This is a genomic window from Sphingomonas alpina (genome assembly GCF_014490665.1).
Classification (GTDB): Bacteria; Pseudomonadota; Alphaproteobacteria; order Sphingomonadales; family Sphingomonadaceae; genus Sphingomonas; species Sphingomonas alpina.
Genome location: NZ_CP061038.1, coordinates 681977 through 702357 on the forward strand (window position 1 = coordinate 681977; position 20381 = coordinate 702357).

The following is a 20381-nucleotide window of genomic DNA, read 5'->3' on the forward strand; positions in this document are numbered from 1 at the left end:
TCTGCTCTGCCGTCACCCCGTCGAGGCGAAAGGCCAAGCACCGCTTGCATCCGCGAAAGCGAAGCTCGGTCGCGGGCGCGCGCGGTAGGTCGTAGAGAGGTCGGCACGCAAAGGGAGCTGCTCATGCCGACCACCGCCAGCCTGATTGCCTTTGGTCTCCTCGCACTGGGCATGGCGCTGACGCCGGGGCCGAACATGATCTATCTGATCTCGCGTTCGATCGGCCAGGGTCCCAAGGCGGGCTTCATCTCGCTTGGCGGCGTGGCGCTCGGTTTCCTGTTCTACATGCTGTGCGCGGCCTTCGGCATCACTGCGTTCATGATGGCAGTGCCCTTCGCCTATGATGCATTGCGGATCGGCGGCGCGGTCTACCTCCTCTATCTCGCCTGGCAGGCGATCAAGCCGGGCGGCCGGTCGCCCTTCCAGGTGCGCGACCTGCCGGTCGATGGCCCGCGCCGCCTGTTCGCGATGGGCTTCGTCACTAACCTTCTGAATCCGAAGATCGCGGTGATGTATCTCTCGCTGCTGCCGCAGTTCATCGACCCGCACCGCGGCAGCGTGCTGGTTCAGTCGCTGGTGCTGGGCTCGGTGCAGATCGTGGCGAGCGTCAGCGTCAATGCGATGGTCGCGGTGATGGCCGGATCGATCGCCACCTTCCTTGCCGGCCGGCCGCGCTGGGCGACGATCCAGCGCTGGATCATGGCGACCATGCTCGGCGGGTTGGCGGTGCGCATGGCGACCGAAGCGCGGCGGTAGGGAATCACTGTTCTTGCCATTCCGATCGTCATGATATGATATCGCCCCGACAACGGGGAGGATCATCATGAAGAGTCATCTTGCGGCGATTGGCATGCTCATGTGCCTCGCCGGGTGTTCGAAGACCGAAGAAGCGACTGGCGAAGCGCAACATCAAGGGCGCTATGTCGGGATTGGCATTTACAGCCCGAGCAAGCTCTGGGCGCTGCTGAAACCTGCCAACCCGTCCAAGGACAAGGCGGCTGCGACGCTCGAGGACGATAGCCATGTCATCGTGGTGGTCGACAGCAAGACGGGCGAAGTGCGTCAGTGCGGCAATCTTTCGGGCTATTGTGTCCGGATGAATCCATGGGGCGGATCCGCACCTGTCGCGCCGGCCAGCCTGACCAAGCATGCGGCCGATCTGGCGGGCGAAGAGGCGGCCAGGGAGACGACCACGGTCAGCAATGCCGCCGACCCGATGCCCAACGCTCGCTGATCGGAAGCCTGTTGCCGATCGCGGCGCATGGTCTAGACACGCCGCATGTCGCCCGCCGAAATCACGCCTGACACCGAACATCGCGGCCTGGTCGGTGCACTGCCCGCCGTGCTTCGCCCCTTTGCGCTGCTTGCGCGGTTCGATCGGCCGATCGGCTGGTGGCTGCTGTTCTGGCCCGGCGCCTGGGCGGTCGCGCTGTCCGGCGGAGCGATCGAGCGCTGGGACCTGATCGCGTGGCTGCTGCTCGGCGCGATCGCGATGCGTGGCGCGGGGTGCGTCTATAACGACATCGTCGATCGCGATCTCGACAAGCAGGTCGCCCGCACGCGCAGCCGGCCGCTGGCGAGCGGTGCGGTGTCGCTCAAGGCGGCCTGGGCCTGGCTCGTACTGCTGTGCCTGATCGGGCTCGGGGTGCTGGTGCAGTTGCGCCCCTACGCCGCCGTGGTTGCGCTGCTCAGTCTCGCACCGGTCGCCGCCTATCCGTTCATGAAGCGCATCACCTGGTGGCCCCAGGCGTGGCTCGGTATCGTGTTCTCCTGGGCAGCGCTGGTCGGGTGGAGCCAGATCGCCGGTACGCTGACCGTGGCGGGCCTGCTGCTCTATGCCGGGTCGATCGCCTGGGTGATCGGGTATGACACGATCTATGCGCTGCAGGACCGTGAGGATGACGCGTTGATCGGCGTGCGCTCCTCCGCTTTGCGCATGGGTACGAAGGTGCGGCCCGGTGTCGCAGGCTTCTATGCGGCGGCGCTGGCGTTGTGGGGCGGGGCGATCTGGTTGATCCGGCCCGACCCGATCGCACTTGCCGCATTGCTGCCGGTCGCGCTGCACTTCATCTGGCAGATCACGACGCTCGATCCCGCCGATGGTGCGGGCGCGTTGCACCGGTTCCGGAGCAACCGATTTGCCGGGTTGCTGATGTTCGGCGCCTGCTTCGTGGTCGGGACGACATCGACGCTGTGAGCGGCTGTCAGGGCGTCATCGGCTTAGGTGGAATCACCTTCCCCGTTCGTGCCGAGCTTGTCGAGGCATCGTTCTTCTTCTCCCGCGTTGGAAAGAGAAGAACGGCCTTCGACAAGCTCAGGGCGAACGGAAGGGAGTGGATCAACTCAACTCGAAATCGCTCTAAAAGCTCGCGCCGTCGATCTTCTTCAGTGTCAGGCCATCGAGGTCGATCGAGGGCACGCAACGCAAGTTGATCGCCGCCATGCGCGCGCCGCCGGGGCCGACACCGGTCGCGAAGGGCTGGCACCCGCAAGTCTCGCAGAAACGGTGTTCGATCTTGTGCTTGTTGAACAGCCATTCGGTGGTCGCTTCTTCACCGGAAGTGACGCGGAACTGGTCGATCGGGACGAAGTCGAGCAGTAGGCCCTTGCGGCGGCAATGCGAGCAGTTGCAGCTCATCGCGGCGGTCGGCGCATCGCCCTCGACTTCGAACGCCACTGCGCCGCAATGGCAGCTGCCGGTATAGCTCATGTCCTGCTCCTGTCGTTCCTGTTGTGTTCTGACGGCTAGCGACTCCATCGTGATCGGTCAACGGCAGACCCGGATCATATCGACGGTGCAAGCCGAAGGAAGGGGCCTGCCGCGCGCGCGTCATGGTTGCGCCGGGGCTTCCCTCAACCTAAGTCCGCTCGATGCTGACCACCGACCAGGCGCGCGACCGCGCCGCTGATATCGTCACCCGCGCCAAAGCCGCCGGAGCCGACGCCGCTGACGCCGTCTATGCCGCCGATACCGCGCTTGACGTTTCCGTGCGCCTTGGCGCGCTGGAGGATGTCGGGCGGTCGGAAAGCGCCGAACTCGGCTTGCGGGTCTTTGTCGGCAAGCGCTCGGCCAGCGTCTCGACCTCGGATCTCTCCGCCGATGCCCTGACGGCATTGGTCGATCGCGCCGTCGCCATGGCGCGCGAAGCCCCGGAAGATGCCTGGGCCGGGCTTGCGCCGGAGGACCGGCTGATGCGCGGCAATGCGCCGCAGCTCGACCTCGACGATGGCGGCGAGGTCGCGCCCGCCGATCTCAAGGCTGCCGCGCTGGCCGCCGAAGATGCGGCGCGTGCCGTGTCGGGCGTCACCAACAGCGAAGGCGGCGGCGCCAGCGCCTCGCGCTCGATCTGGGCGCTCGCCACCAGCCAAGGCTTCGCTGCATCCTATGCCGCGACCGGCTATGGCATCTCGGCCAGCGTGCTGGCGGGCGAGGGCGGGGCGATGGTCCGCGACTATGCCCATCACGGCGCGCGCCATCGCTCGGGCCTGGAGGATGCAACGACCGTCGGCACCCGCGCCGGCGAACGCACCGTCGCCCGCGCCAATCCGGCGACGGTCAAGAGCGGCGCGATGCCGGTGGTGTTCGATCCGCGGATCGGCTCTTCGATGCTCGGCCATCTTATCGGCGCGATCTCGGGTCAGGCGATCACGCGCAAGACCAGCTTCCTGCTCGATTCGCTCGGCACGCGCATCTTTGCCGAAGGAGTGACGATCGCCGATGATCCGCATCGCCCGCACGGCTTGCGCTCGCGGCCGTTCGACGGCGAAGGCCTGCCGGTATCGCCGACCGAGTTCGTCTCCAACGGCATGCTCGAAACCTGGCTGCTCGACAGCGCCTCGGCGCGCCAGCTCGGGCTTGAGCCGACCGGCCATGCCGCGCGCGGTGTCGGCGGCAACCCCGGGGTTGCGACCAGCAACCTGTTCATGGCCGCGGGCAAGATCCCGCCCGAGACGCTGATTGCCGACGTGGCGCACGGCATCTACATCACCGAGTTGATCGGCATGGGCGTCAACGGCGTGACCGGCGATTACAGCCGCGGCGCAGCCGGTTTCCTCATTGAGAATGGCGAGATTGCCGGACCGGTTGCGGAATTCACCATTGCTGGCAATCTGAAGGACATGTTCCTCAACCTGACGCCGGCCAATGATCTCGAATTCCGCTATGGCAGCAATGTGCCGACCTTGCGCATCGACGGCATGACGGTGGCCGGTGCCTGAGGCGCCCGATTTCGATATTTTGGCCGACACGATTGCGGCGATCGCGGCGGAGGCCGGCGCCTTTGCCTTCGCCAAATGGCGCACCGACTTCAAGCAATGGGAAAAGGCGCCCGGCAACCCGGTGTGCGAGGTCGATCTCGAGGTCAATATACTGGTGCGCCAGCGGCTCGAGGCATTGCTGCCCGAGGCCGGCTGGCTGTCGGAGGAAACGGTCGACAACCAGGATCGCCTGGCATGCGCGCGGCTGTGGGTGGTCGATCCGATCGACGGCACGCGCGACTATGTCCGCGGCCGGCCCGGCTGGGCAGTGTCGATCGCGCTGATCGAGAATGGCCAGCCGGTGATCGGGGTGCTCGACGCACCGGCACGCGGCGAAGTGTGGCGCGCCGAGGCGGGCAAGGGTGCGACCCTCAATGGCGCACCCGTCCATGCCGGCAATCGCGCCGACTTTCCCGGCTCGCGCGTGCCGACCGACACGTTGCCCAGGATCGACAGCGATCTGGTCGCGGTCGACAAGCCCAATTCGATCGCGCTGCGCATCGCGATGGTCGCCGCCGACCAGGCCGATCTCGTTGCGACGCTGCGCTGGGGCAATGAATGGGACGTTGCGGCGGCAGTGCTGATCGCGGCCGAGGCAGGCGCCACGGTCAGCGACGCGCTGGGGCAGAAGCTCAAATTCAACACGCCGAGCGCGCAGGCCTTTGGCGTGCTCGCAACGACGCCGGGGATCCATGCCGCGGCGGTCGAGCGGCTGAGCGAACGGGCCAAAGCGCTGTCGAAATAGCGCCGCCCCAACTCATCCCGGCAGGATGAACGGCGGATAGCGCAGCGCGGACACGCAGCCCGTATCGAGCCCTTTGGCGGTACCGGCGGCATAGAAGCTGGTCGATAGCGCGACCGTGCAGTCATTATAGGGCGTATGTCCGGCCGGCAGGACGACATGAATGCCATTGGGAAAAGAGCGCAGCATCAGATCGCCCCAGGCCGGCGGCGTCACCGGGTCCACCTCACCCGAAATGATCAGGACCGGGACGTTCGATATGACCGGCGCATAATAGTCCTGCGGAACAGGCGGTTTGGGCCAGACCGCGCATGCCGCCATCTGACTCCTGACCCGCTGGTCACCGATAAAGCTTCCCCTGGTCGCGCGCGCGACCTCCTCCGGCCGGATGCGCCGCACATCCTCGGCGCAGGTAAAGGAGAGGAGCAGGCCAGTGCGAATGCTTTTGGCAAGGCCGCGGCTGCTCTGCATGGCCGCTTCGGCGAACGGTGCCAGATTCCCCGCCCTGGCGTCCTGGAGCAGGCGCGGCACCCGCCGGCCCGCCTCCGCCGAATAGAGCATGACGCGAAGCGCATCGGCGAAACCGGACGCGGAGAGGCTGATCTGCAAGGGCGCGCGGGTGACCGGATGCTGGATCACCACGCGTTCGGGCCTGGTGCGGAGCCGGCGCAGGACGGTGCGGAGATCGTCGCCAATGTGGGGATAGGCGGCATGACAGGGGGCGTCGTCGGCGCATTGCCGGACCAGGAGATCGAAGGCACGCTGTGCGGCAGCCGCGTGATAGAGCGGCGCACGATTTTCCACCGGCACCGAACCGTTCAGCACGGCGGCATGAACATGGCCACCGAACATATGAATGTAGATCAGCGCTGCGCGCGTGCCATAGGATCCGCTGTCGATGTTGATCTTGTCATAGCCCATCGCCTGCCGGAGATCGTCCAGATCGCGCATCGCGGCCATGGTGGTATATTGCATGAGATCGGCATGCCGCTGAAGCGCGTCACGGCACGCAGCGAAGCCGGCCCCCGCCGCCAGAAAGGGCTCGAGATAGGCTTCCGGCCTCTCGTCCGATCCACCAGGACAGTCGAGCGCATGCCCCTCGCCGGTGCCGCGCACATCCATGAAGACCAGATCATGGTCTGCGAACTCTCCCTCCTTGTAGTCGGAAACGAGCTCGGTCGCGGCCTGGCCGGGGCCGCCGCCGAGCACGAAGACCGGTTCCCGGGGCTTGCCCGAGCTGGCCGGCAGCACGATCACCCGCAATGGCAGCGTTCGTCCCTCCGCTTGCCGGTTTTCCGGCACGGTGAAGATGCCGCATTTCGCGTTCCGCCCTGGATCGCCGGTCGTTTTCGTGTCGCTGGGCTGCGGGACGCGGCACGGTACGAGTGACAGTCCGGCCGCCCGATCGGCCGTCGCCGGCGATCGAGAGAATTTGGCGGAAGCCGGCGACGACGCCACCGTGGCGCAACTCAGCAAAAGCACCAGCAAGCTCGACCAGGATTGCCGCATGTCTCGCCTCCCGTTCTGCATCACCCGGCACAGCGCGGGATTCTCCCTGTTAAAGCCGGATAACAGGGAGAATAACAGGGAGCGGCATCTTTTTAGCCTGTTTTGCGCCGATTTGTTGGAGATAATCTCCTTGTATACCAATGCTATGGTGATCATTCTCCCTGTTATTGCAGAACAGGGAGAATGCTGGTCGGAACAGGGAGCGGGTTTGGCCGAAACAGGGAGTGACACAGCGCGGAACAGGGAGCGGGGAGCTGCCGGTTGCGTAACCTGGTTTCGAGACGCTGGGGTTATGAGATGCTGGCCGTGCATTGGTGCAGCTTTGGCGTGGATGGGGGTTTTGTTGAATCGAGCGCGGCACCACTGATTCAGATCATGAGCATTGCCGATAATCATCCCGTTGACCCTCACGCGACGTCAGGGACTATGACCCGATCCCGCGGAGACGAAGGGTCAAAAATGAAGAGTTATACCGTCAGCCAATTGGCGCGACTGTCCGGCACATCGGTCCGGGCATTGCACCATTATGACGAGATCGGTCTTCTGAGGCCCGCGTTCATCGGCAATAATCGCTACCGCTATTATGGCGAGGAGGAGTTGCTGCGACTGCAGCAGATCCTCATTCACCGCGAACTCGATATCCCGCTCTCGAAGATCGGCGCGATCCTCGATGCGCGGGATTTCGACCGCCTTGCGGCGCTGCAAAAGCAACGCGAGCGGCTTGAGGAGCAGGTAGCGCGCTACGCCGATATGGTCAGGACGATCGACCGCACGATCGCCCGATTGAGGGGAGAATGCGCCATGACGGACGCAGAACTATATTCGGGCATCGTTTCGCCCGAGAAGCAGGCCGGGTATGAAGCCTGGCTGGTCGAACGCTACGGACCCGGGATAGAGCACGAACTCGAGACGAGCCGGAAGGCAATGGCGAACCAGACCGAGGCGGAGCGTGCCGCGTCGATGAAGGCGCTCGAAGCGATCGAAACCGCTCTGGCCGATGCGCTGCGGCAGGGCGTTTCGCCACAAGCGGCGGCGCTCGACCCGCTGATCGAACGCCACCGTGCCTGGGTGACGTCGAGCTGGGGTCGAGAGGCAACGCCGCAGGCCTATGCCGGGCTTGCCGATGTTTATGAGCATCCCGATTTCCGCCGTCGATACGAAACGATCGAACCGGGGTTCGCCGAGTATCTCATGACGGCGATGCGCAGCTGGGCGGCGCGGCAGGGGTGAATGACACCTCGTCATTCGGGGCGCTCAGCGCAATCCGGCACTAGGCAGGCCGTCAGCTTCCGGCGTCCGCGTCGGAAGCGCGAAGGATCGGGATGGACGGTTCGCTGATGTTCGACCTCGCGCCGAAACCCCGTCGCCCGAGATGACCGGAGACCGCCGGGCGGGATTGCGTCACTTTCGGGAAATCGACAGGGTGTCGGCTCGTGGGGGCAAATGATGCGCAGCTATCGCAAGGATATCGACGGGTTGCGCGCCCTCGCGGTCCTGCCGATTACATTTTTCCATGCCGGCATTCCCGGCTTTTCCGGCGGCTTCATCGGCGTCGACGTCTTTTTGTCATCTCGGGCTTCCTGATTACCGCGATTATCGCGCGCGATCTGTCGGCCCGGCGTTTTTCCTATGCCGATTTTTATGAGCGGCGCATCCGGCGGATCTTTCCCGCGCTGATCGGCATGCTGTTGTTTTCGCTCGTTGCTGCCTATTTCCTTCTGCTGCCGAGCGAATTGCCCGATTTCGGGGCCAGCGTCGTCGGGACGGTCGTTTTCGTCTCGAACTTCGTCTTCTTTAAGCAATCGGGGTATTTCGATGGTGCGGCGGACGAAAAACCGTTGCTCCATACCTGGTCGCTTGGGATCGAAGAACAATTCTACATCATTTTCCCGGTCCTGTTGTTCCTGATCCTGCGCTTCGCGCCCCGATATGCCCGCCAGATCATCGCGCTGAGTGCGGCACTGTCGCTCGCCGCATGTATCTACATCACGCCGATCGGCGGCGCGGCGGCCTTCTATCTGATCCCGATGCGCGCCTGGGAATTGCTCGTCGGATCGCTCATCGCATTGGGTGCCGCACCGAAGATCTCGCCGGTTTTGTGGCGGGCCGCGCTATCCGGTGCGGGGGGCGCCCTGATCGTTGCGGCGATCATCCTGTTCAACAGCGAGACACGGTTCCCCGGAACGGCGGCGCTGCTGCCGGTGGCCGGATCCGCGCTGGTGATCGCTTATGGCGAAGGAACGGCGACGGCCCGGCTGCTTTCGCTCAGGCCACTCACCTTTATCGGGCTGATCTCCTATTCACTGTATCTCTGGCACTGGCCGCTGATCGTGTTCGGGCGCGATCTCGGTCTGCTCGACGGGAAGATCGGGCCGGCTGTAGCGATCGTGCTGATGTCGATTGCCGCAGGGTATCTTTCCTACCGCTTCGTCGAAACGCCATTCCGCAATCGCAGCCTGTTTTCCCGGCAGCGTATCTACAGGCTGGCGACCGTCGGTGCCGCCGTCCTGTTGGGCTGGGGCTTTTTCTATCAATATTCCAACGGCCTTCGGTCGCGCTTTTCATCCCCAATTCTCGCATTCGACGATGGCCAGTATGATTTCAGCCCAAGGCGGGACGACTGTCTTGCCGTGATCGGAACCGCCGACCCGGCGCACGCGTGCGTGTTCGGCGGGGAAAGCGCCAACATGGCGCTGTGGGGGGGATAGCCACGGCCTCGAACTCGCAGTCGCGCTCGGTAGCGCCGAGCATCCTTTGCGGTCCATCACCTATTCCTCATGCCCGCCCGCGCTTGGTTTCGACCAACCGGGCAGGCCCGACTGCAAGGTGCACAATGATCTCGTCGCCCGTTACCTGATCGATCATCCGGAAATCCATACTGTCGTCATCGTTGCTCACTACACCGCTTATCTGAAGTCCCCGGGATTTCAGCCGGGCCTCGTCAGAGCCACGGACATGTTGGTTGGCGCGGGAAAGTCGGTGGTCATTATCGGCCCGACACCAGGGGAGAATACCCACAACGTACCAAGGCGGCTGGCGCGTCTTGGTAACGATCTGGTTCCCAAACGCGACTATCTGGAGCGGCAAAAGCAGGTCATCGCGATGCTGGGCATTCTGCAGGCGAAGGATGTGAAGGTCATCTGGCCAAGCCATTATTTTTGCGGCGTGGAAAACTGCCGAGTCACGCTGGACGGGAAACCGGTCCTGTTCGACGAGCACCATATCAGCATGACCGCCGCGCGGTATCTGGCCGATCGGATCGCGCCACTGATCGAGCAGGGCGACGCGGAGGCTGCGTTGCCGCGCTGAGTCCGGTCGGCGCGGTGAACGAAGACTATCGTCGAATGCCGGCGGTGGGTCGATGGCGGTCGCTCTCGCCATCCGCCGCCAGTCGATCAGCTCCGGCCATCGGATCACGCCACCTGTCCATGGAATAAAGTAGTTGTCGCGCTGTCACAGCCATGATGCCCTATGGTAGCGGCGGATGTCCGATGCGTGTCAGTAGGGGGTCAGAATATGCGCCGATATGGGATTTGCGGCATCCTCGCCGCGGTGCTGGCGGCTGCCACATCGACGACGGTGGCCGCGCGTGAACCGTCCGGGCCTTCCCCGCTGGCAGGCACGATTGCGACGGAGTCGTACCAGGAGCTTGAAGCGCAGGCATCACGTGGCGCGATCGCCTTATGGGCGCTGGGCGCGATCGAGGAACATGGACCGCATCTGCCACTGATGACCGATGTCGTCGTGCCGTCGGGGCAGTTGCGGATCGCCGCGACGACGCTCAAGGCCCGCGGCGTGCCGAACCTCATTGTGCCGCCCTATTATTGGGGCGTGAACAATGTCACCGGCGCGTTTGCGGGCTCGATCTCGATCCGCCCGGAGGTGATGACCGAGTTGATGCTCGATGTGTTCCGCAGCATGGCGAAGGCCGGGATCAAGCGGATCTACTGCGTTACCGGGCATTTCGATGCCGCCCATGCCGGGACGATCGCCGCGGCGGTCAAGCGCGCCAATGACGAGAAGATCATCGAGGCGCGTTTCGTCGTCCCGGCGCCGCTCGGCAAGCGGCTTGGGCTGGTGTCGGGGCAATCCGGCGCGCTCTTCGCGGAGTGGCCCGCTCCCCCGGCTGGCGAGCCGGATCTTCATGCCGGCGAGATGGAAACATCGGCGATGCTCGATCTCGCGCCCGAGCTGGTAAAGCAGGACATCGCCAAAGGGCTGCCGCCGACCGGCCTGACGCCCGAACAGCTTGCCGGCTGGCGTAAGGGCGGGGATACGGCCCGGTCGATCACTCCGTCGGGCTATCTGGGCCGGCCGGCCGATGCGGCAGCGGCGAAGGGACGGGCCCGACTGGCGCTCGAGGCGGGGGCTTATGCCGATGCAATCGGTGTCGATCTGAAAGCCGGCAAGGGGGCATCCGAGGATTAATACCAACTCGGGCTGATTCTGGCTCATCTTCCACCTGCTCCCCGGCGAAGGCCGGGGTCCAGTCGGCAAGCATTTGCTGGCCTGGCGCTTCGCGTTATCACCTCGACCTTCTCGACTGGGCCCCGGCATGCGCCGGGGAAGCAGCAAAGGTGGCGCAGCATCGGCGCAATTTGGTATAAGCAGGGCAGTCGGTTCGCGGGCGCTGAAACCCTTTGGCCTGGACAAATCACCCTTCACCGTTCGGGCTGAGCTTGTCGAAGCCCAAGTGCAGCCATGCCCTTCGACAGGCTCAGGGCGAACGGAAGGTCATCAACTCAACTCGAAGGTGGCTTAAGATCCCAGCCCATCCTCGCGATACTTGATCTCCAGGAAACGTCCGCGTGTCGCCAGCAGATTGAGGTCGCCCTCGGCCAGTTGCGCCGACATGCCGGCAATCTGTTCGTCGATCACCTTCAGCCCATCGGCAAGCTGCTGATCGGGAGTCTTGCCGTTGCGGGGCACGTTGCGCAGCGCCTGGGGGACCCTGGAATAGCCCTTGAGCAATTCGGGCAATTGCTCGCCGATCAGCTTGCGCACTTCCGCGGCGGCCGGTTCCTGTTCGTTCAGGTCTGCCATCTGCGGAGTGAGTGCCTCAAGCCGCACGCCGATGCCGTCCACCAGGGTTTGTGCCGGTGCGGGCAAAGCGGGGCGTTGCGATTCGAGCCATTGCTCGGTCTTCATCGGCAGCAATTTGAGCGGCGTCTGGTTGAACGTCTCCGGCTTCACTTCGGGCACGGTCGGGAAGATCGCGAACAGCAGGGTCGCGGCGACCAGTGCCGCCATTACCAGCATCGCGCCGCCAATGCCGAGCGGCACGATCCAGCCGACCACCACCGCGCCGATCAGGATCGCGACATCCACCGCCACGATCCGGCCAAGCCGGGTCATGATCTCGGTGCCCTGGCGTTTGCGCCGCCGCGCCGCCAGCGCGGCCGAACGCTCACGCGTGCGGTCGAGATATTCGGTGCTGCGCGCGATCTGGCGATCGACGTCGGTCATCTCGTTTCACTCACTTTTACAGGGCCTTCAATCAGAGGGCTTCCAGCTTGAACGTCTCGCCGCCCGAGCCCTTGTTCTGCGACTGGCCTTCGGCGCGGGCGATATAGCCCTTCGACTTTTCGACCTCATTGCCGAGCGCGGTGACCGTGGTCTTCATCGAATCGAGCGCCTTCAGCTTGAAGGTGTCGATCGCGTCCATCGTGTCGTAGATGTTCTGGAACGCGCGCTGCAGCGTTTCGAGCGGGATGGTCGCCGAGGCGGCCTGTTCGTGAATCTGCGCGGTCTGGCTCTTGAGCAGCTTGCCGGTCGAATCGATGATCCCGGCGGTCGTCGTGTTGAGCGCGGTGATCTGTTCGAGCACGAGCCGCTGATTGGTCAGCGCCTGCGCTACGGTCACTGCGGTGCGTAGCGCCGACACCGTGGTGGTCGAAGCGCGATCGACGCCCTTTACCAGCTCGACATTGTTCTTCTTGACCAGGTCGAGTGCGAGGTAGCCCTGCACCGTCACCGCCATCTGAGTCAGCAGATCCTGAGTGCGCTGGCGGACATAGAAGAGCGCCGTCTCACGGATCGCCTTGGCCTTGGCCGGATCGGTGTGGTCGAGTTCGTTGGCCTTGTCCTCGAGCTTCTGATCCATCGTCTTGGACAACAGGATCATCTGTTCGAGCCGGCCCATCGCGGTCCACAGATTGGCGCGTTCCACGTCGATCGCGGCATTGTCCATCAGCAGCTCGTCCTTGCCGCTGCCAAGCGACTTGAGGATCGAGGAGATGTGCGTCTGCGACGATTTATAGCCGTCGAAATAATTGCGCATCTTGTTGCCGAACGGGATGATCCCGAAAATCTTGCGCGGTGCGGTCAGGTTGCCGCGCCGGCCCGGATCGAGATCCTCGACGGTGCGGCGCAGCTCGGCAAGGTCCTTGCCGACGCCGGTTTCCTGATCCATCGCCTTGGTCGGCCGGTCGAGGAAGCGGTTCGACTGTCCGGCCGCCTCGCGGATTTCCTTCTGGCCCATCGCGCTGATCGCATCGACGCGCTTGCCGAATTCGGGCGAATTGACGTCCTGCGCAACAAGATCGTCGATGAAGGTGTCGACCCGGGTCTGCAATTGCGTGCGCGTGCCGTCATCGACCGGCACCAGTCCGACCGCCTTTTCGGGTGCGACCACGGGCACGGGATCGGGCGGGGTCAGCACCAGATCGGGTGTCTTTGTATCGGTCGCTGTCTCGGTTGCGGTAGCCATGCTCTTCTCCAGCGTCACGTGTCCCGCCCTAGATGCCGCCGAACGCGTTTACGTTCAACTGTATTAATGATGTAATACGCTAGTCTCTTTTGGCAAGCCGGGCGGAAATCAGGGCCGACAGCATCAATTGCATCTGGTGATACAGCATCAGCGGCAGGATGACTGCCCCGGCGATCGCCGCCGGAAACAGGATGCGGGCCATCGGTGCGCCGGTGGCGAGGCTTTTGTGCGCGCCGGAGAAGAGCAGGGTGATGCGGTCTTCGCGACTGAGCCCCAATGCGCCGCCGATCGTCCAGGCGGCGGCGAATGATGCCAGAATCAGTATCAGCACGATCAGTGCGAGCCAGCCAAGTTCAGCGGAGCTGATCCGACTCCATAGACCCTCCGCCGCGGCGTCAGAAAAGGCGACGAACACCGCGATCATGATGGTCAGCTTGTCCATCATGCCCGCAAGCCTGGCATGACGGTGAAGGATCGGCTGCACCGGCCCGCGCAATATTTGCCCGAGCGCGAAGGGCAGGAGCAGCAGCAGGGCGATGCGGCCCACGCCGCCGAACGACACCGCGCCGACCGCGCTGCTCGCCACCGCCGCGAACAAGAGCGGAGTCAGCACCACGCCGAGCAGGTTCGATGCTGCCGCCGCGATCACCGACGCCGCGATATTGCCCCGCGCGATCGAGGCATAGGCGATCGACGATTGCACCGTGGTCGGCAGGACGGTAAGGAAGATGATGCCGAGCAGCAATTCGGGCGCGATCCATCCGCCCAGCGCGTGGCTGAGGCCGAGCCCGGCGAGCGGGAACAGCAGATAGCCGAACCCGAGCACCGCGAGCAGCAGTCGCCACCGCGTCAGTCCGTCAATCACCGCGTCACGGCTCAGCCGTGCACCGTGGAGAAAGAAGAGCAGGAAGATCGCCGCATTGGAAATCCAGCCGATCACGTCAAGCGCTTGCCCCCGCACCGGCAGCAGTGTCGCGACCGCCACCGTTGCGATCAGGATCAGGATGAACCGGTCGGGGATCAGGCGGCGGAGCAGCGGCATCGCGTTCTCCTAAGCGCCGCCCCGCGACATCTCAATGTCGCGCCGCAAGCTGCCTGACGAATGCCGGTGTCGACAAACCCTCTCCGACACTCCGGTCGTCAGCCCGAAGCACCGACTGAACCATTGCGGTTCCAAGCGTCATTGACAGCCCGCTGGCGCGCATGGTTCCTGCACCCTGGGGGATGGAGGCGACAACAGGATGCCGAAGCACCACTCCCTGCTCCAATTCCGCGTAGCGGCGGCTGGCCTGGCGGCGTTATTGCTCGCGGGACCCGCTCACGCCGGACCAGCGCCGCAGGTCTCCGGCTTCCAGGCCTTTCTGTTCAACAGCAAGACCGGCACTTTGTCGCCCGACGTCCTTGCGGCCAATACCGCGCTCGGCAATGTCCCCGCCGGTGACTATGCCTCGGTCTCCACCCTGGTCGTGGTCAGGATCGATATCGGCAAGGACATGCCGGTGCCCGACGCGGCCCAGCTGCGCCTGGTGGCAAGTGAAGCGGGCGCGGCGACGCGGGGCAAGGCTGCGACCCGGATCGTCCTGGACCGCACTGCGAAGATCGGTCCGGTCGGTCCCGACGGCGCGACTCATATCGGCTTCTGGCTCACCGGCACGGGGTGCCGGACGATCACGCTCAAGGCGACGCTGCTGACCGGCAAGAGCAGTTCGGCCAGCAGCACGGTGCTACCCTTCGCCTGCTACGAATAGGCTGTCGTTTCTGAACGGGAGATCGCGATGCAATCGATCACGGGTACGGTCGGCACGGGCGGCGCCAACGGCACCAGCGACGTTGCGCTGGTCCAGGCGATCCTTGTCAAGATTCAGCGCGCGGCGGCGACGGGCCGCGCGGCCGCGCCGTATCTGCCCAGCTATGACGGATCGGCCGGACCGGCGACGCTGGCCGCCATATTGGCGTTCCAGACCGATCATGCGCTGGTCGCGGCCACCGGCATCGCCGCCAATCCGCGCGTGACCAGCGGGCTTGTCGCTGCCGGCGATGCGACCTGGGCGAAACTGCTGGAGCAAGTGCCCGCCGAATTCTCCGACATGCGCGTGCTGGCGGGGGGCAAGACCGTCTATGTGGCGGCGACGGCGGCGCAGCTTCAGGCAAAGCTCACCGCCGCCGGCGCGCTGACCTTCACCAGCGCATTCCTGTTGAGAGTGAATGCGACCATCAACCGGATGCACAGCGAGCACGGCATTGCGATCGGGGTATGCCCGCAGGGCGACCGGCGAACTTTCCAGGCGCAATATGACCTGTTCACCAGTGGTCGAAACGTGACCAATGCCGGCCCGGGCGAGAGCAATCACAATTTCGGCATGGCCGTGGATCTCGGTTTCCAGGGCTTGAGATGGCTGCGCTCGAATGGTGCCGTCGTCACGAACGAAACCTACTGGCTGCATCAACTCGACGGGGTGAGCGCGGCGGAATCGCAGCGCTTCTGGGACGCCCTGCGGACCGCCGGCATCGATATCGGTGCATTCCGGGGGCCGGCCACCGACCGTCCGCATCTCCAGAACTGGAACGATGCCGGCGTCAGCATGGCGGTGCGGCTTGGCGATCTTCTGACCCGATCGGGCACGATGCGCTGGGAAGGAAGGGGCCGCCAACCTTACAGGTCCGATCTCGGGCTGGGCGGAGAGATGATCGCGGTTGGGACGGCCGCCCAGATCTGGAACCGGCAGGCGACCGTCAGCTTGCCCGATTTGCAGCGATTGAGGACGGCGGCCGCCGCGCGTCGGCCGGCGGTGCCTTCCGCCAGGAATGCTCCCCCGGCACGACCCGGTGCCGCGGCCGCGCCGGCTGCTCCTCCCGTGACTCAGGACGATATCGTCGCCATGCGGCAGGCGCTTCGCCACCAGTTCGAACTGGCCGATGCCAATTGGCGGAACTGGACGCCGCGCTGACCGGCCAGCCCTCGGCGCCGTGATTCGGTCGCTCCGCCGCGCGATGAGGGCGCCCGGAATAGCCGAACAGGTGATATATCGCCCCGGCGCAGCACCAATAGTCGCGCGCTTCTCTCAGACATCGTGACGACGACCCTTTCCGCGACGCAGCATTTGCGCTAGGGGCGCGCGCTACATCTTCAAGCAAAGCACCGGATACACTTATGAGCCTCCGCAATGTGGCGATCATCGCGCACGTCGATCACGGCAAGACGACTTTGGTCGATCAGCTGTTCCGTCAGTCGGGCACGTTCCGCGACAACCAGCGCATCGAAGAGCGTGCGATGGATTCGAATGACCTCGAAAAAGAGCGCGGCATCACGATTCTTGCCAAGTGCACCAGCGTCGAGTGGGACGATCATCACGGTCACAAGACGCGCATCAACATCGTCGACACGCCCGGTCACGCCGATTTCGGCGGTGAGGTTGAGCGCATCCTGTCGATGGTCGACGGTGTGATCCTGCTGGTCGATTCGGCCGAAGGCGCAATGCCGCAGACCAAGTTCGTGACCGGCAAGGCGCTCGCGCTCGGCCTGCGTCCGATCGTCGTGGTCAATAAGGTCGACCGCAGCGACGCGCGCATCCAGGAAGTGCTTGACGAAGTGTTCGACCTGTTCGTGTCGCTTGAAGCGACCGACGAGCAGCTCGATTTCCCGGTGCTCTACGCCTCGGGCCGCAATGGCTATGCCAGCACCGACGAGAATGCGCGCGAAGGCACGCTGACCCCGATGTTCGAAACCATCGTCAAGCATGTGCCGGAGCCGAGCGCCGATCCGAACGGTCCGTTCAAGTTCCTGGTGACATTGCTCGACCGCGACAATTTCCTCGGCCGCATCCTCACCGGGCTGATCTTCTCGGGTTCGGTCAAGACCAACATGGCGATCCATGCGCTGGATAATGACGGCAAGATCGTCGAGACCGGCCGCGCGTCGAAGATCATGGCGTTCCGCGGGCTGGAGCGCGTTCCGGTCGATGTCGCCAGCGCGGGCGACATCATTTCGATCGCCGGCCTGACCACCACCACCGTGTCGAACACGATCTGCGACCCGAGCGTGAGCGAGCCGCTGCATGCGCAGCCAATCGATCCGCCGACGCTGTCGATGCGTTTCGCGGTCAATGATTCGCCGATGGCCGGCCGTGAGGGCAGCAAGGTCACCAGCCGCATGATCCGCGACCGCCTGTTCCGCGAAGCCGAATCCAATGTCGCGATCAAGGTTACCGAAGCCGCCGACCGCGACAGCTACGAAGTCGCCGGCCGCGGCGAGCTTCAGCTCGGCGTGCTGATCGAGACGATGCGCCGCGAGGGTTTCGAGCTCGGCATCAGCCGCCCGCGCGTGCTGTTCAGCGAGGACGAGGACGGCAACAAGACCGAGCCGTACGAAACCGTCATCATCGACGTGGACGAGGAATATTCCGGCACGGTCGTCGAGAAGATGAACATCCGCAAGGCCGAGATGACCGACATGCGTCCCTCGGGCGGCGGCAAGACCCGCATCACCTTCTCAGCACCCTCGCGTGGCATGATCGGCTATCATGGCGAATTCCTGTCCGACACGCGCGGCACCGGGATCATGAACCGGCTGTTCGAGAAATATGGCCCGCACAAGGGCAAGATCGAAGGCCGCAAGAATGGCGTGCTGATCTCCAATGGCGCCGGCGAGGCCAATGCCTATGCGCTGGGTCCGCTCGAAGAGCGCGGCATCCTGATGGTTGCGCCGCAGGAAGCGCTCTACGAAGGCATGATCGTCGGTGAGAACGCCAAGACCGACGACCTTGAAGTCAATCCGATGAAGGCCAAGCAGCTGACCAACTTCCGCGCTTCGGGCGGCAAGGACGATGCAATCCGGCTGACCCCGCCCTGGCGCCTGACGCTCGAACAGGCGATCGCCTATATCGACGATGACGAGCTGGTCGAGGTGACGCCCAAGTCGATCCGACTGCGCAAGCGCTATCTCGACCCGAACGAGCGCAAGCGTGCGAGCCGCGCCAAGGCTGCCTGAGCCGGCGCAACGCAGAGCCGGATAGCCGATTGCGTCCAAGGGCGGGCGCAATCGGCTGGCTGTTGTCGCCGAAACCCTGGCAGCACGTGCGTCCAATATTTCAGCTATGGGAACGCGCGGAGCGAAAGGCGGATTCGCCAGCTCTTGCAACGCTGCGGGCCAGGCGTGCGTGGATCGCCTCGCTGTCAGCGGTCGAAAGCGGGCTGCCGGTGAGATAGCTCGTTATGAGCAGGGGCGGACGCTTCGGCGGCCACAGGATCGCGATATCATTGGTGGTGCCATGGCCGCCGGTGCCGGTCTTGTCGCCGACCCGCCATGCGGCGGGAAGGCCGGCGCGGAGGCGCCTGTCGCCGGTCTGGTTGTCGATCATCCATTGCGTCAGGCGCGTGCGCGAGGAACCCGACAAGACGGAGCCGAGCAGGATCCGGTCGAGCAGGGCAAGCGTCGCGAGCGGGGTGGTGGTGTCGCGCGGATCGCCCGGCGTGCATGTGCCAAGGTCGGGCTCGTAGCGATCGAATCGGGTCATCTTGTCGCCGAGCGCGCGAGCGAAGCGAGTCAGGCCGGCCGGGCCGCCGATCACCGGCAGCAGCAGATTGGCGGCGGCATTGTCGCTGTTGGTCATGGTGGCCTCGCATAACTCGCCAAGCGAGGCGGTGCCGCCGACGCGCGTTTCGCTGAAGGGCGAATGGTCGAGAATGTCGCGCGCGCTGACCGGCACCTTGTGGCCGAGGCTGGTCCGGCCGCGATCGACCTCGCGCAGGATCGCGGCGGCGAGAGGCAGCTTGAAGGTACTGCACATCGGGAAGCGCTCATCGCCGCGATGCGCGAAGCGGGCGCCGGTTGCGGTGTCGAGGATCGCGACGCCGAGCCGCCCGCCGCTGGCCGCCTCGCAGGCCTGCACAGCTGCCACCAGTGTCTCTCCGCCCAGTGGCGCGGTCCTGCTTCGGGCCGCCGGCAGGCTGGTCGACACCAATGTCGAGCCGGTTGCGATGAGAAATTTGCGCCTGTCCAACATCATCATCTCCTCAGGCGTCCCGGATATCCGAGGAAAGGGAGCGGCGGCAAAGCATATGATCTCGACAGAAGCATGAATCGAATTCATGGGGATCACATGGATCGATCGCGACTGCCGCTGAATGCCCTGCGCTCGTTCGAAGCCGCCGCCCGGCATCTGAGCTTCACGCGTGCGGCGATCGAACTGTGCGTCAGCCAGGGGGCGATCAGCCATCAGGTCAAGGCGCTGGAGGATCTGCTCGGCACGCCGCTGTTTCGTCGTCTACCGCGCGGACTGGCGCTGACCGATGAGGGGCAGGCGCTTATTCCGGTGGTTGCCGATTCCTTCGACCGGGTCGGAGCAATGCTCGACCGGTTTTCGGAAGGACGGTTTCAGGAAGTGTTGACGATCGGCGCGGTGGGGACGTTCGCGACCGGCTGGCTGCTTGGCCGGCTGCCGGATTTTCTCCAGGCGCATCCCGAGATCGACCTCCGGCTGATGACCAACAACAACCGCGTCGACCTGGCCGGGGAGGGGCTCGACATGGCGATCCGCTTTGGCGAGGGCGCGTGGCACGGTACCCATGCCGAGCGGATCATGGCGGCGCCGATGACGCCGCTGTGCGCGCCGGGCGTCGCGACGCGGCTGAACGATGCTGCCGACCTTGTCCGGGAACCCCGGCTGCGTTCCTATCGCTCGGACGAATGGGCGCGCTGGTTCGCGGCAGCCGGCTTGCCGCCGCCCGGTATGCGCGGGATCGTGTTCGACACGTCGCTGGCAGCGGCTGCGGCGGCGGTGTCGGGTGTCGGTGTCGCGCTGTTGCCGTCGGCGATGTTCGCGCGCGAGCTCTCGGCCGAACAGCTTGTCCGGCCCTTCGCGTGCGAAGTGGATGTCGGGCAATATTGGCTGACCCGGCTGCAATCGCGCGCCGACGGCCCGGCGATGACTGCCTTTCGCTGCTGGATCATGGGGGTGGCTGGATAGGGCTGAGGTCGGCCGGGTTGGCTGTCTGTTTATCGTCGGGTGGCTATCCTTCAGGCCTTAATCTGCTTCCTTGGAAACGGGGTGAAATTTGATGAATCCCCGTCATCCCCGCGAAAGCGGGGATCCCGCTTCTTCTTCTTCTTGCGGGGCAAGGCAGCGGGATCCCCGCTTTCGCGGGGATGACGACGGGGGTATTCCC

General features: G+C 64.7%; 19 protein-coding genes and 1 pseudogene. 14 read left to right on the forward strand and 6 right to left on the reverse strand.

From position 1 onward, the window contains the following. Positions 1 to 123: 123 nt before the first annotated feature. The 3 genes from H3Z74_RS03070 (at position 124) to ubiA (ending at position 2197) form a co-directional block, all read left to right on the forward strand. Positions 124 to 756 carry a LysE family translocator gene (locus tag H3Z74_RS03070; protein ID WP_187762540.1) on the forward strand — a complete coding sequence of 211 codons (633 nt, stop codon included), beginning with the start codon at positions 124 to 126 and terminating at the stop codon, positions 754 to 756. Between the two features lie 67 nt (positions 757 to 823). Continuing rightward, positions 824 to 1234 (forward strand): hypothetical protein, encoded by a 411-nt coding sequence (locus H3Z74_RS03075; protein WP_187762541.1) that lies wholly within the window; start codon positions 824 to 826, stop codon positions 1232 to 1234. A 45-nt stretch (positions 1235 to 1279) separates the two neighbouring features. Continuing rightward, positions 1280 to 2197 carry a 4-hydroxybenzoate octaprenyltransferase gene (gene ubiA, locus H3Z74_RS03080; RefSeq protein WP_187762542.1) on the forward strand — a complete coding sequence of 306 codons (918 nt, stop codon included), beginning with the start codon at positions 1280 to 1282 and terminating at the stop codon, positions 2195 to 2197. A 162-nt stretch (positions 2198 to 2359) separates the two neighbouring features. Here the strand turns inward: ubiA and H3Z74_RS03085 are convergent, their stop codons facing one another. Next, a complete protein-coding gene (locus H3Z74_RS03085) occupies positions 2360 to 2710 on the reverse strand; it encodes a GFA family protein (protein ID WP_187762543.1) in 351 nt (116 codons plus the stop codon). A gap of 161 nt (positions 2711 to 2871) precedes the next feature. Here H3Z74_RS03085 and H3Z74_RS03090 point away from each other — a divergent pair, with 161 nt between their 5' ends. Further along, entirely contained in the window at positions 2872 to 4218 is a 1347-nt protein-coding gene (locus H3Z74_RS03090) for a TldD/PmbA family protein (protein ID WP_187762544.1), read from the forward strand. A gap of 19 nt (positions 4219 to 4237) precedes the next feature. Continuing rightward, complete coding sequence (locus H3Z74_RS03095; RefSeq protein ID WP_229726851.1) at positions 4238 to 5002, forward strand: 3'(2'),5'-bisphosphate nucleotidase CysQ; 765 nt, start codon at positions 4238 to 4240, stop codon at positions 5000 to 5002. A gap of 12 nt (positions 5003 to 5014) precedes the next feature. Here the strand turns inward: H3Z74_RS03095 and H3Z74_RS03100 are convergent, their stop codons facing one another. Next, a complete protein-coding gene (locus H3Z74_RS03100) occupies positions 5015 to 6508 on the reverse strand; it encodes an alpha/beta fold hydrolase (RefSeq protein ID WP_187762545.1) in 1494 nt (497 codons plus the stop codon). A 459-nt stretch (positions 6509 to 6967) separates the two neighbouring features. Between H3Z74_RS03100 and H3Z74_RS03105 the strand changes: the two genes are divergently transcribed. The 5 genes and pseudogenes from H3Z74_RS03105 (at position 6968) to H3Z74_RS03120 (ending at position 10936) form a co-directional block, all read left to right on the forward strand. Beyond that, a complete protein-coding gene (locus H3Z74_RS03105; protein ID WP_187762546.1) occupies positions 6968 to 7738 on the forward strand; it encodes a MerR family transcriptional regulator in 771 nt (256 codons plus the stop codon). Between the two features lie 216 nt (positions 7739 to 7954). Continuing rightward, positions 7955 to 8092, forward strand: a complete 138-nt coding sequence (locus H3Z74_RS24275) for a hypothetical protein (protein WP_229727121.1) — start codon at positions 7955 to 7957, stop codon at positions 8090 to 8092. Between the two features lie 23 nt (positions 8093 to 8115). After that, entirely contained in the window at positions 8116 to 9216 is a 1101-nt protein-coding gene (locus H3Z74_RS03110) for an acyltransferase family protein (protein ID WP_229727047.1), read from the forward strand. Positions 9217 to 9226: 10 nt separating this feature from the next. Further along, a pseudogene (locus H3Z74_RS03115) lies at positions 9227 to 9817 on the forward strand (SGNH hydrolase domain-containing protein); the annotation flags it as partial. A gap of 207 nt (positions 9818 to 10024) precedes the next feature. Further along, the gene (locus tag H3Z74_RS03120) at positions 10025 to 10936 is read left to right on the forward strand and encodes a creatininase family protein (protein WP_187762549.1); all 912 of its coding nucleotides are present in this window, start codon (positions 10025 to 10027) and stop codon (positions 10934 to 10936) included. 330 nt (positions 10937 to 11266) lie between these two features. On the opposite strand, the gene H3Z74_RS03125 is transcribed toward H3Z74_RS03120, so the two are convergent. From H3Z74_RS03125 to H3Z74_RS03135, 3 genes are all read right to left on the reverse strand, one after another. After that, on the reverse strand, positions 11267 to 11974 hold the full coding sequence (locus H3Z74_RS03125; RefSeq protein ID WP_187762550.1) for an HAD family hydrolase: 708 nt from the start codon (positions 11972 to 11974) through the stop codon (positions 11267 to 11269). Positions 11975 to 12005: 31 nt separating this feature from the next. Further along, a complete protein-coding gene (locus H3Z74_RS03130) occupies positions 12006 to 13217 on the reverse strand; it encodes a toxic anion resistance protein (RefSeq protein WP_187762551.1) in 1212 nt (403 codons plus the stop codon). Between the two features lie 79 nt (positions 13218 to 13296). Further along, on the reverse strand, positions 13297 to 14259 hold the full coding sequence (locus H3Z74_RS03135) for a bile acid:sodium symporter family protein (RefSeq protein WP_187762552.1): 963 nt from the start codon (positions 14257 to 14259) through the stop codon (positions 13297 to 13299). A 199-nt stretch (positions 14260 to 14458) separates the two neighbouring features. Here H3Z74_RS03135 and H3Z74_RS03140 point away from each other — a divergent pair, with 199 nt between their 5' ends. From H3Z74_RS03140 to typA, 3 genes are all read left to right on the forward strand, one after another. Continuing rightward, positions 14459 to 14965, forward strand: coding sequence for a hypothetical protein (locus H3Z74_RS03140; RefSeq protein WP_187762553.1), 507 nt, complete (start codon positions 14459 to 14461; stop codon positions 14963 to 14965). Between the two features lie 27 nt (positions 14966 to 14992). Continuing rightward, positions 14993 to 16165 carry a M15 family metallopeptidase domain-containing protein gene (locus tag H3Z74_RS03145; protein ID WP_187762554.1) on the forward strand — a complete coding sequence of 391 codons (1173 nt, stop codon included), beginning with the start codon at positions 14993 to 14995 and terminating at the stop codon, positions 16163 to 16165. Positions 16166 to 16368: 203 nt separating this feature from the next. After that, positions 16369 to 18204 carry a translational GTPase TypA gene (gene typA / locus H3Z74_RS03150; RefSeq protein ID WP_187762555.1) on the forward strand — a complete coding sequence of 612 codons (1836 nt, stop codon included), beginning with the start codon at positions 16369 to 16371 and terminating at the stop codon, positions 18202 to 18204. A 100-nt stretch (positions 18205 to 18304) separates the two neighbouring features. On the opposite strand, the gene bla is transcribed toward typA, so the two are convergent. After that, entirely contained in the window at positions 18305 to 19219 is a 915-nt protein-coding gene (gene bla, locus H3Z74_RS03155) for a class A beta-lactamase (protein ID WP_187762556.1), read from the reverse strand. A gap of 96 nt (positions 19220 to 19315) precedes the next feature. Here bla and H3Z74_RS03160 point away from each other — a divergent pair, with 96 nt between their 5' ends. Continuing rightward, positions 19316 to 20182 (forward strand): LysR family transcriptional regulator, encoded by an 867-nt coding sequence (locus H3Z74_RS03160; protein ID WP_187762557.1) that lies wholly within the window; start codon positions 19316 to 19318, stop codon positions 20180 to 20182. Positions 20183 to 20381: the final 199 nt, after the last annotated feature.

Coding starts and splice junctions, on each gene's coding strand:
- bla (WP_187762556.1), bottom strand. CDS start 19,219: ATGTTGGACAGGCGCAAATTTCTCATCGCAACCGGCTCGACATTGGTG.
- H3Z74_RS03130 (WP_187762551.1), bottom strand. CDS start 13,217: ATGGCTACCGCAACCGAGACAGCGACCGATACAAAGACACCCGATCTG.
- H3Z74_RS03140 (WP_187762553.1), top strand. CDS start 14,459: ATGCCGAAGCACCACTCCCTGCTCCAATTCCGCGTAGCGGCGGCTGGC.
- H3Z74_RS03160 (WP_187762557.1), top strand. CDS start 19,316: ATGGATCGATCGCGACTGCCGCTGAATGCCCTGCGCTCGTTCGAAGCC.
- H3Z74_RS03090 (WP_187762544.1), top strand. CDS start 2,872: ATGCTGACCACCGACCAGGCGCGCGACCGCGCCGCTGATATCGTCACC.
- ubiA (WP_187762542.1), top strand. CDS start 1,280: ATGTCGCCCGCCGAAATCACGCCTGACACCGAACATCGCGGCCTGGTC.
- H3Z74_RS03120 (WP_187762549.1), top strand. CDS start 10,025: ATGCGCCGATATGGGATTTGCGGCATCCTCGCCGCGGTGCTGGCGGCT.
- H3Z74_RS03075 (WP_187762541.1), top strand. CDS start 824: ATGAAGAGTCATCTTGCGGCGATTGGCATGCTCATGTGCCTCGCCGGG.
- typA (WP_187762555.1), top strand. CDS start 16,369: ATGAGCCTCCGCAATGTGGCGATCATCGCGCACGTCGATCACGGCAAG.
- H3Z74_RS03070 (WP_187762540.1), top strand. CDS start 124: ATGCCGACCACCGCCAGCCTGATTGCCTTTGGTCTCCTCGCACTGGGC.
- H3Z74_RS03125 (WP_187762550.1), bottom strand. CDS start 11,974: ATGACCGACGTCGATCGCCAGATCGCGCGCAGCACCGAATATCTCGAC.
- H3Z74_RS03145 (WP_187762554.1), top strand. CDS start 14,993: ATGCAATCGATCACGGGTACGGTCGGCACGGGCGGCGCCAACGGCACC.
- H3Z74_RS03085 (WP_187762543.1), bottom strand. CDS start 2,710: ATGAGCTATACCGGCAGCTGCCATTGCGGCGCAGTGGCGTTCGAAGTC.
- H3Z74_RS03135 (WP_187762552.1), bottom strand. CDS start 14,259: ATGCCGCTGCTCCGCCGCCTGATCCCCGACCGGTTCATCCTGATCCTG.
- H3Z74_RS03100 (WP_187762545.1), bottom strand. CDS start 6,508: ATGCGGCAATCCTGGTCGAGCTTGCTGGTGCTTTTGCTGAGTTGCGCC.
- H3Z74_RS03105 (WP_187762546.1), top strand. CDS start 6,968: ATGAAGAGTTATACCGTCAGCCAATTGGCGCGACTGTCCGGCACATCG.
- H3Z74_RS24275 (WP_229727121.1), top strand. CDS start 7,955: ATGCGCAGCTATCGCAAGGATATCGACGGGTTGCGCGCCCTCGCGGTC.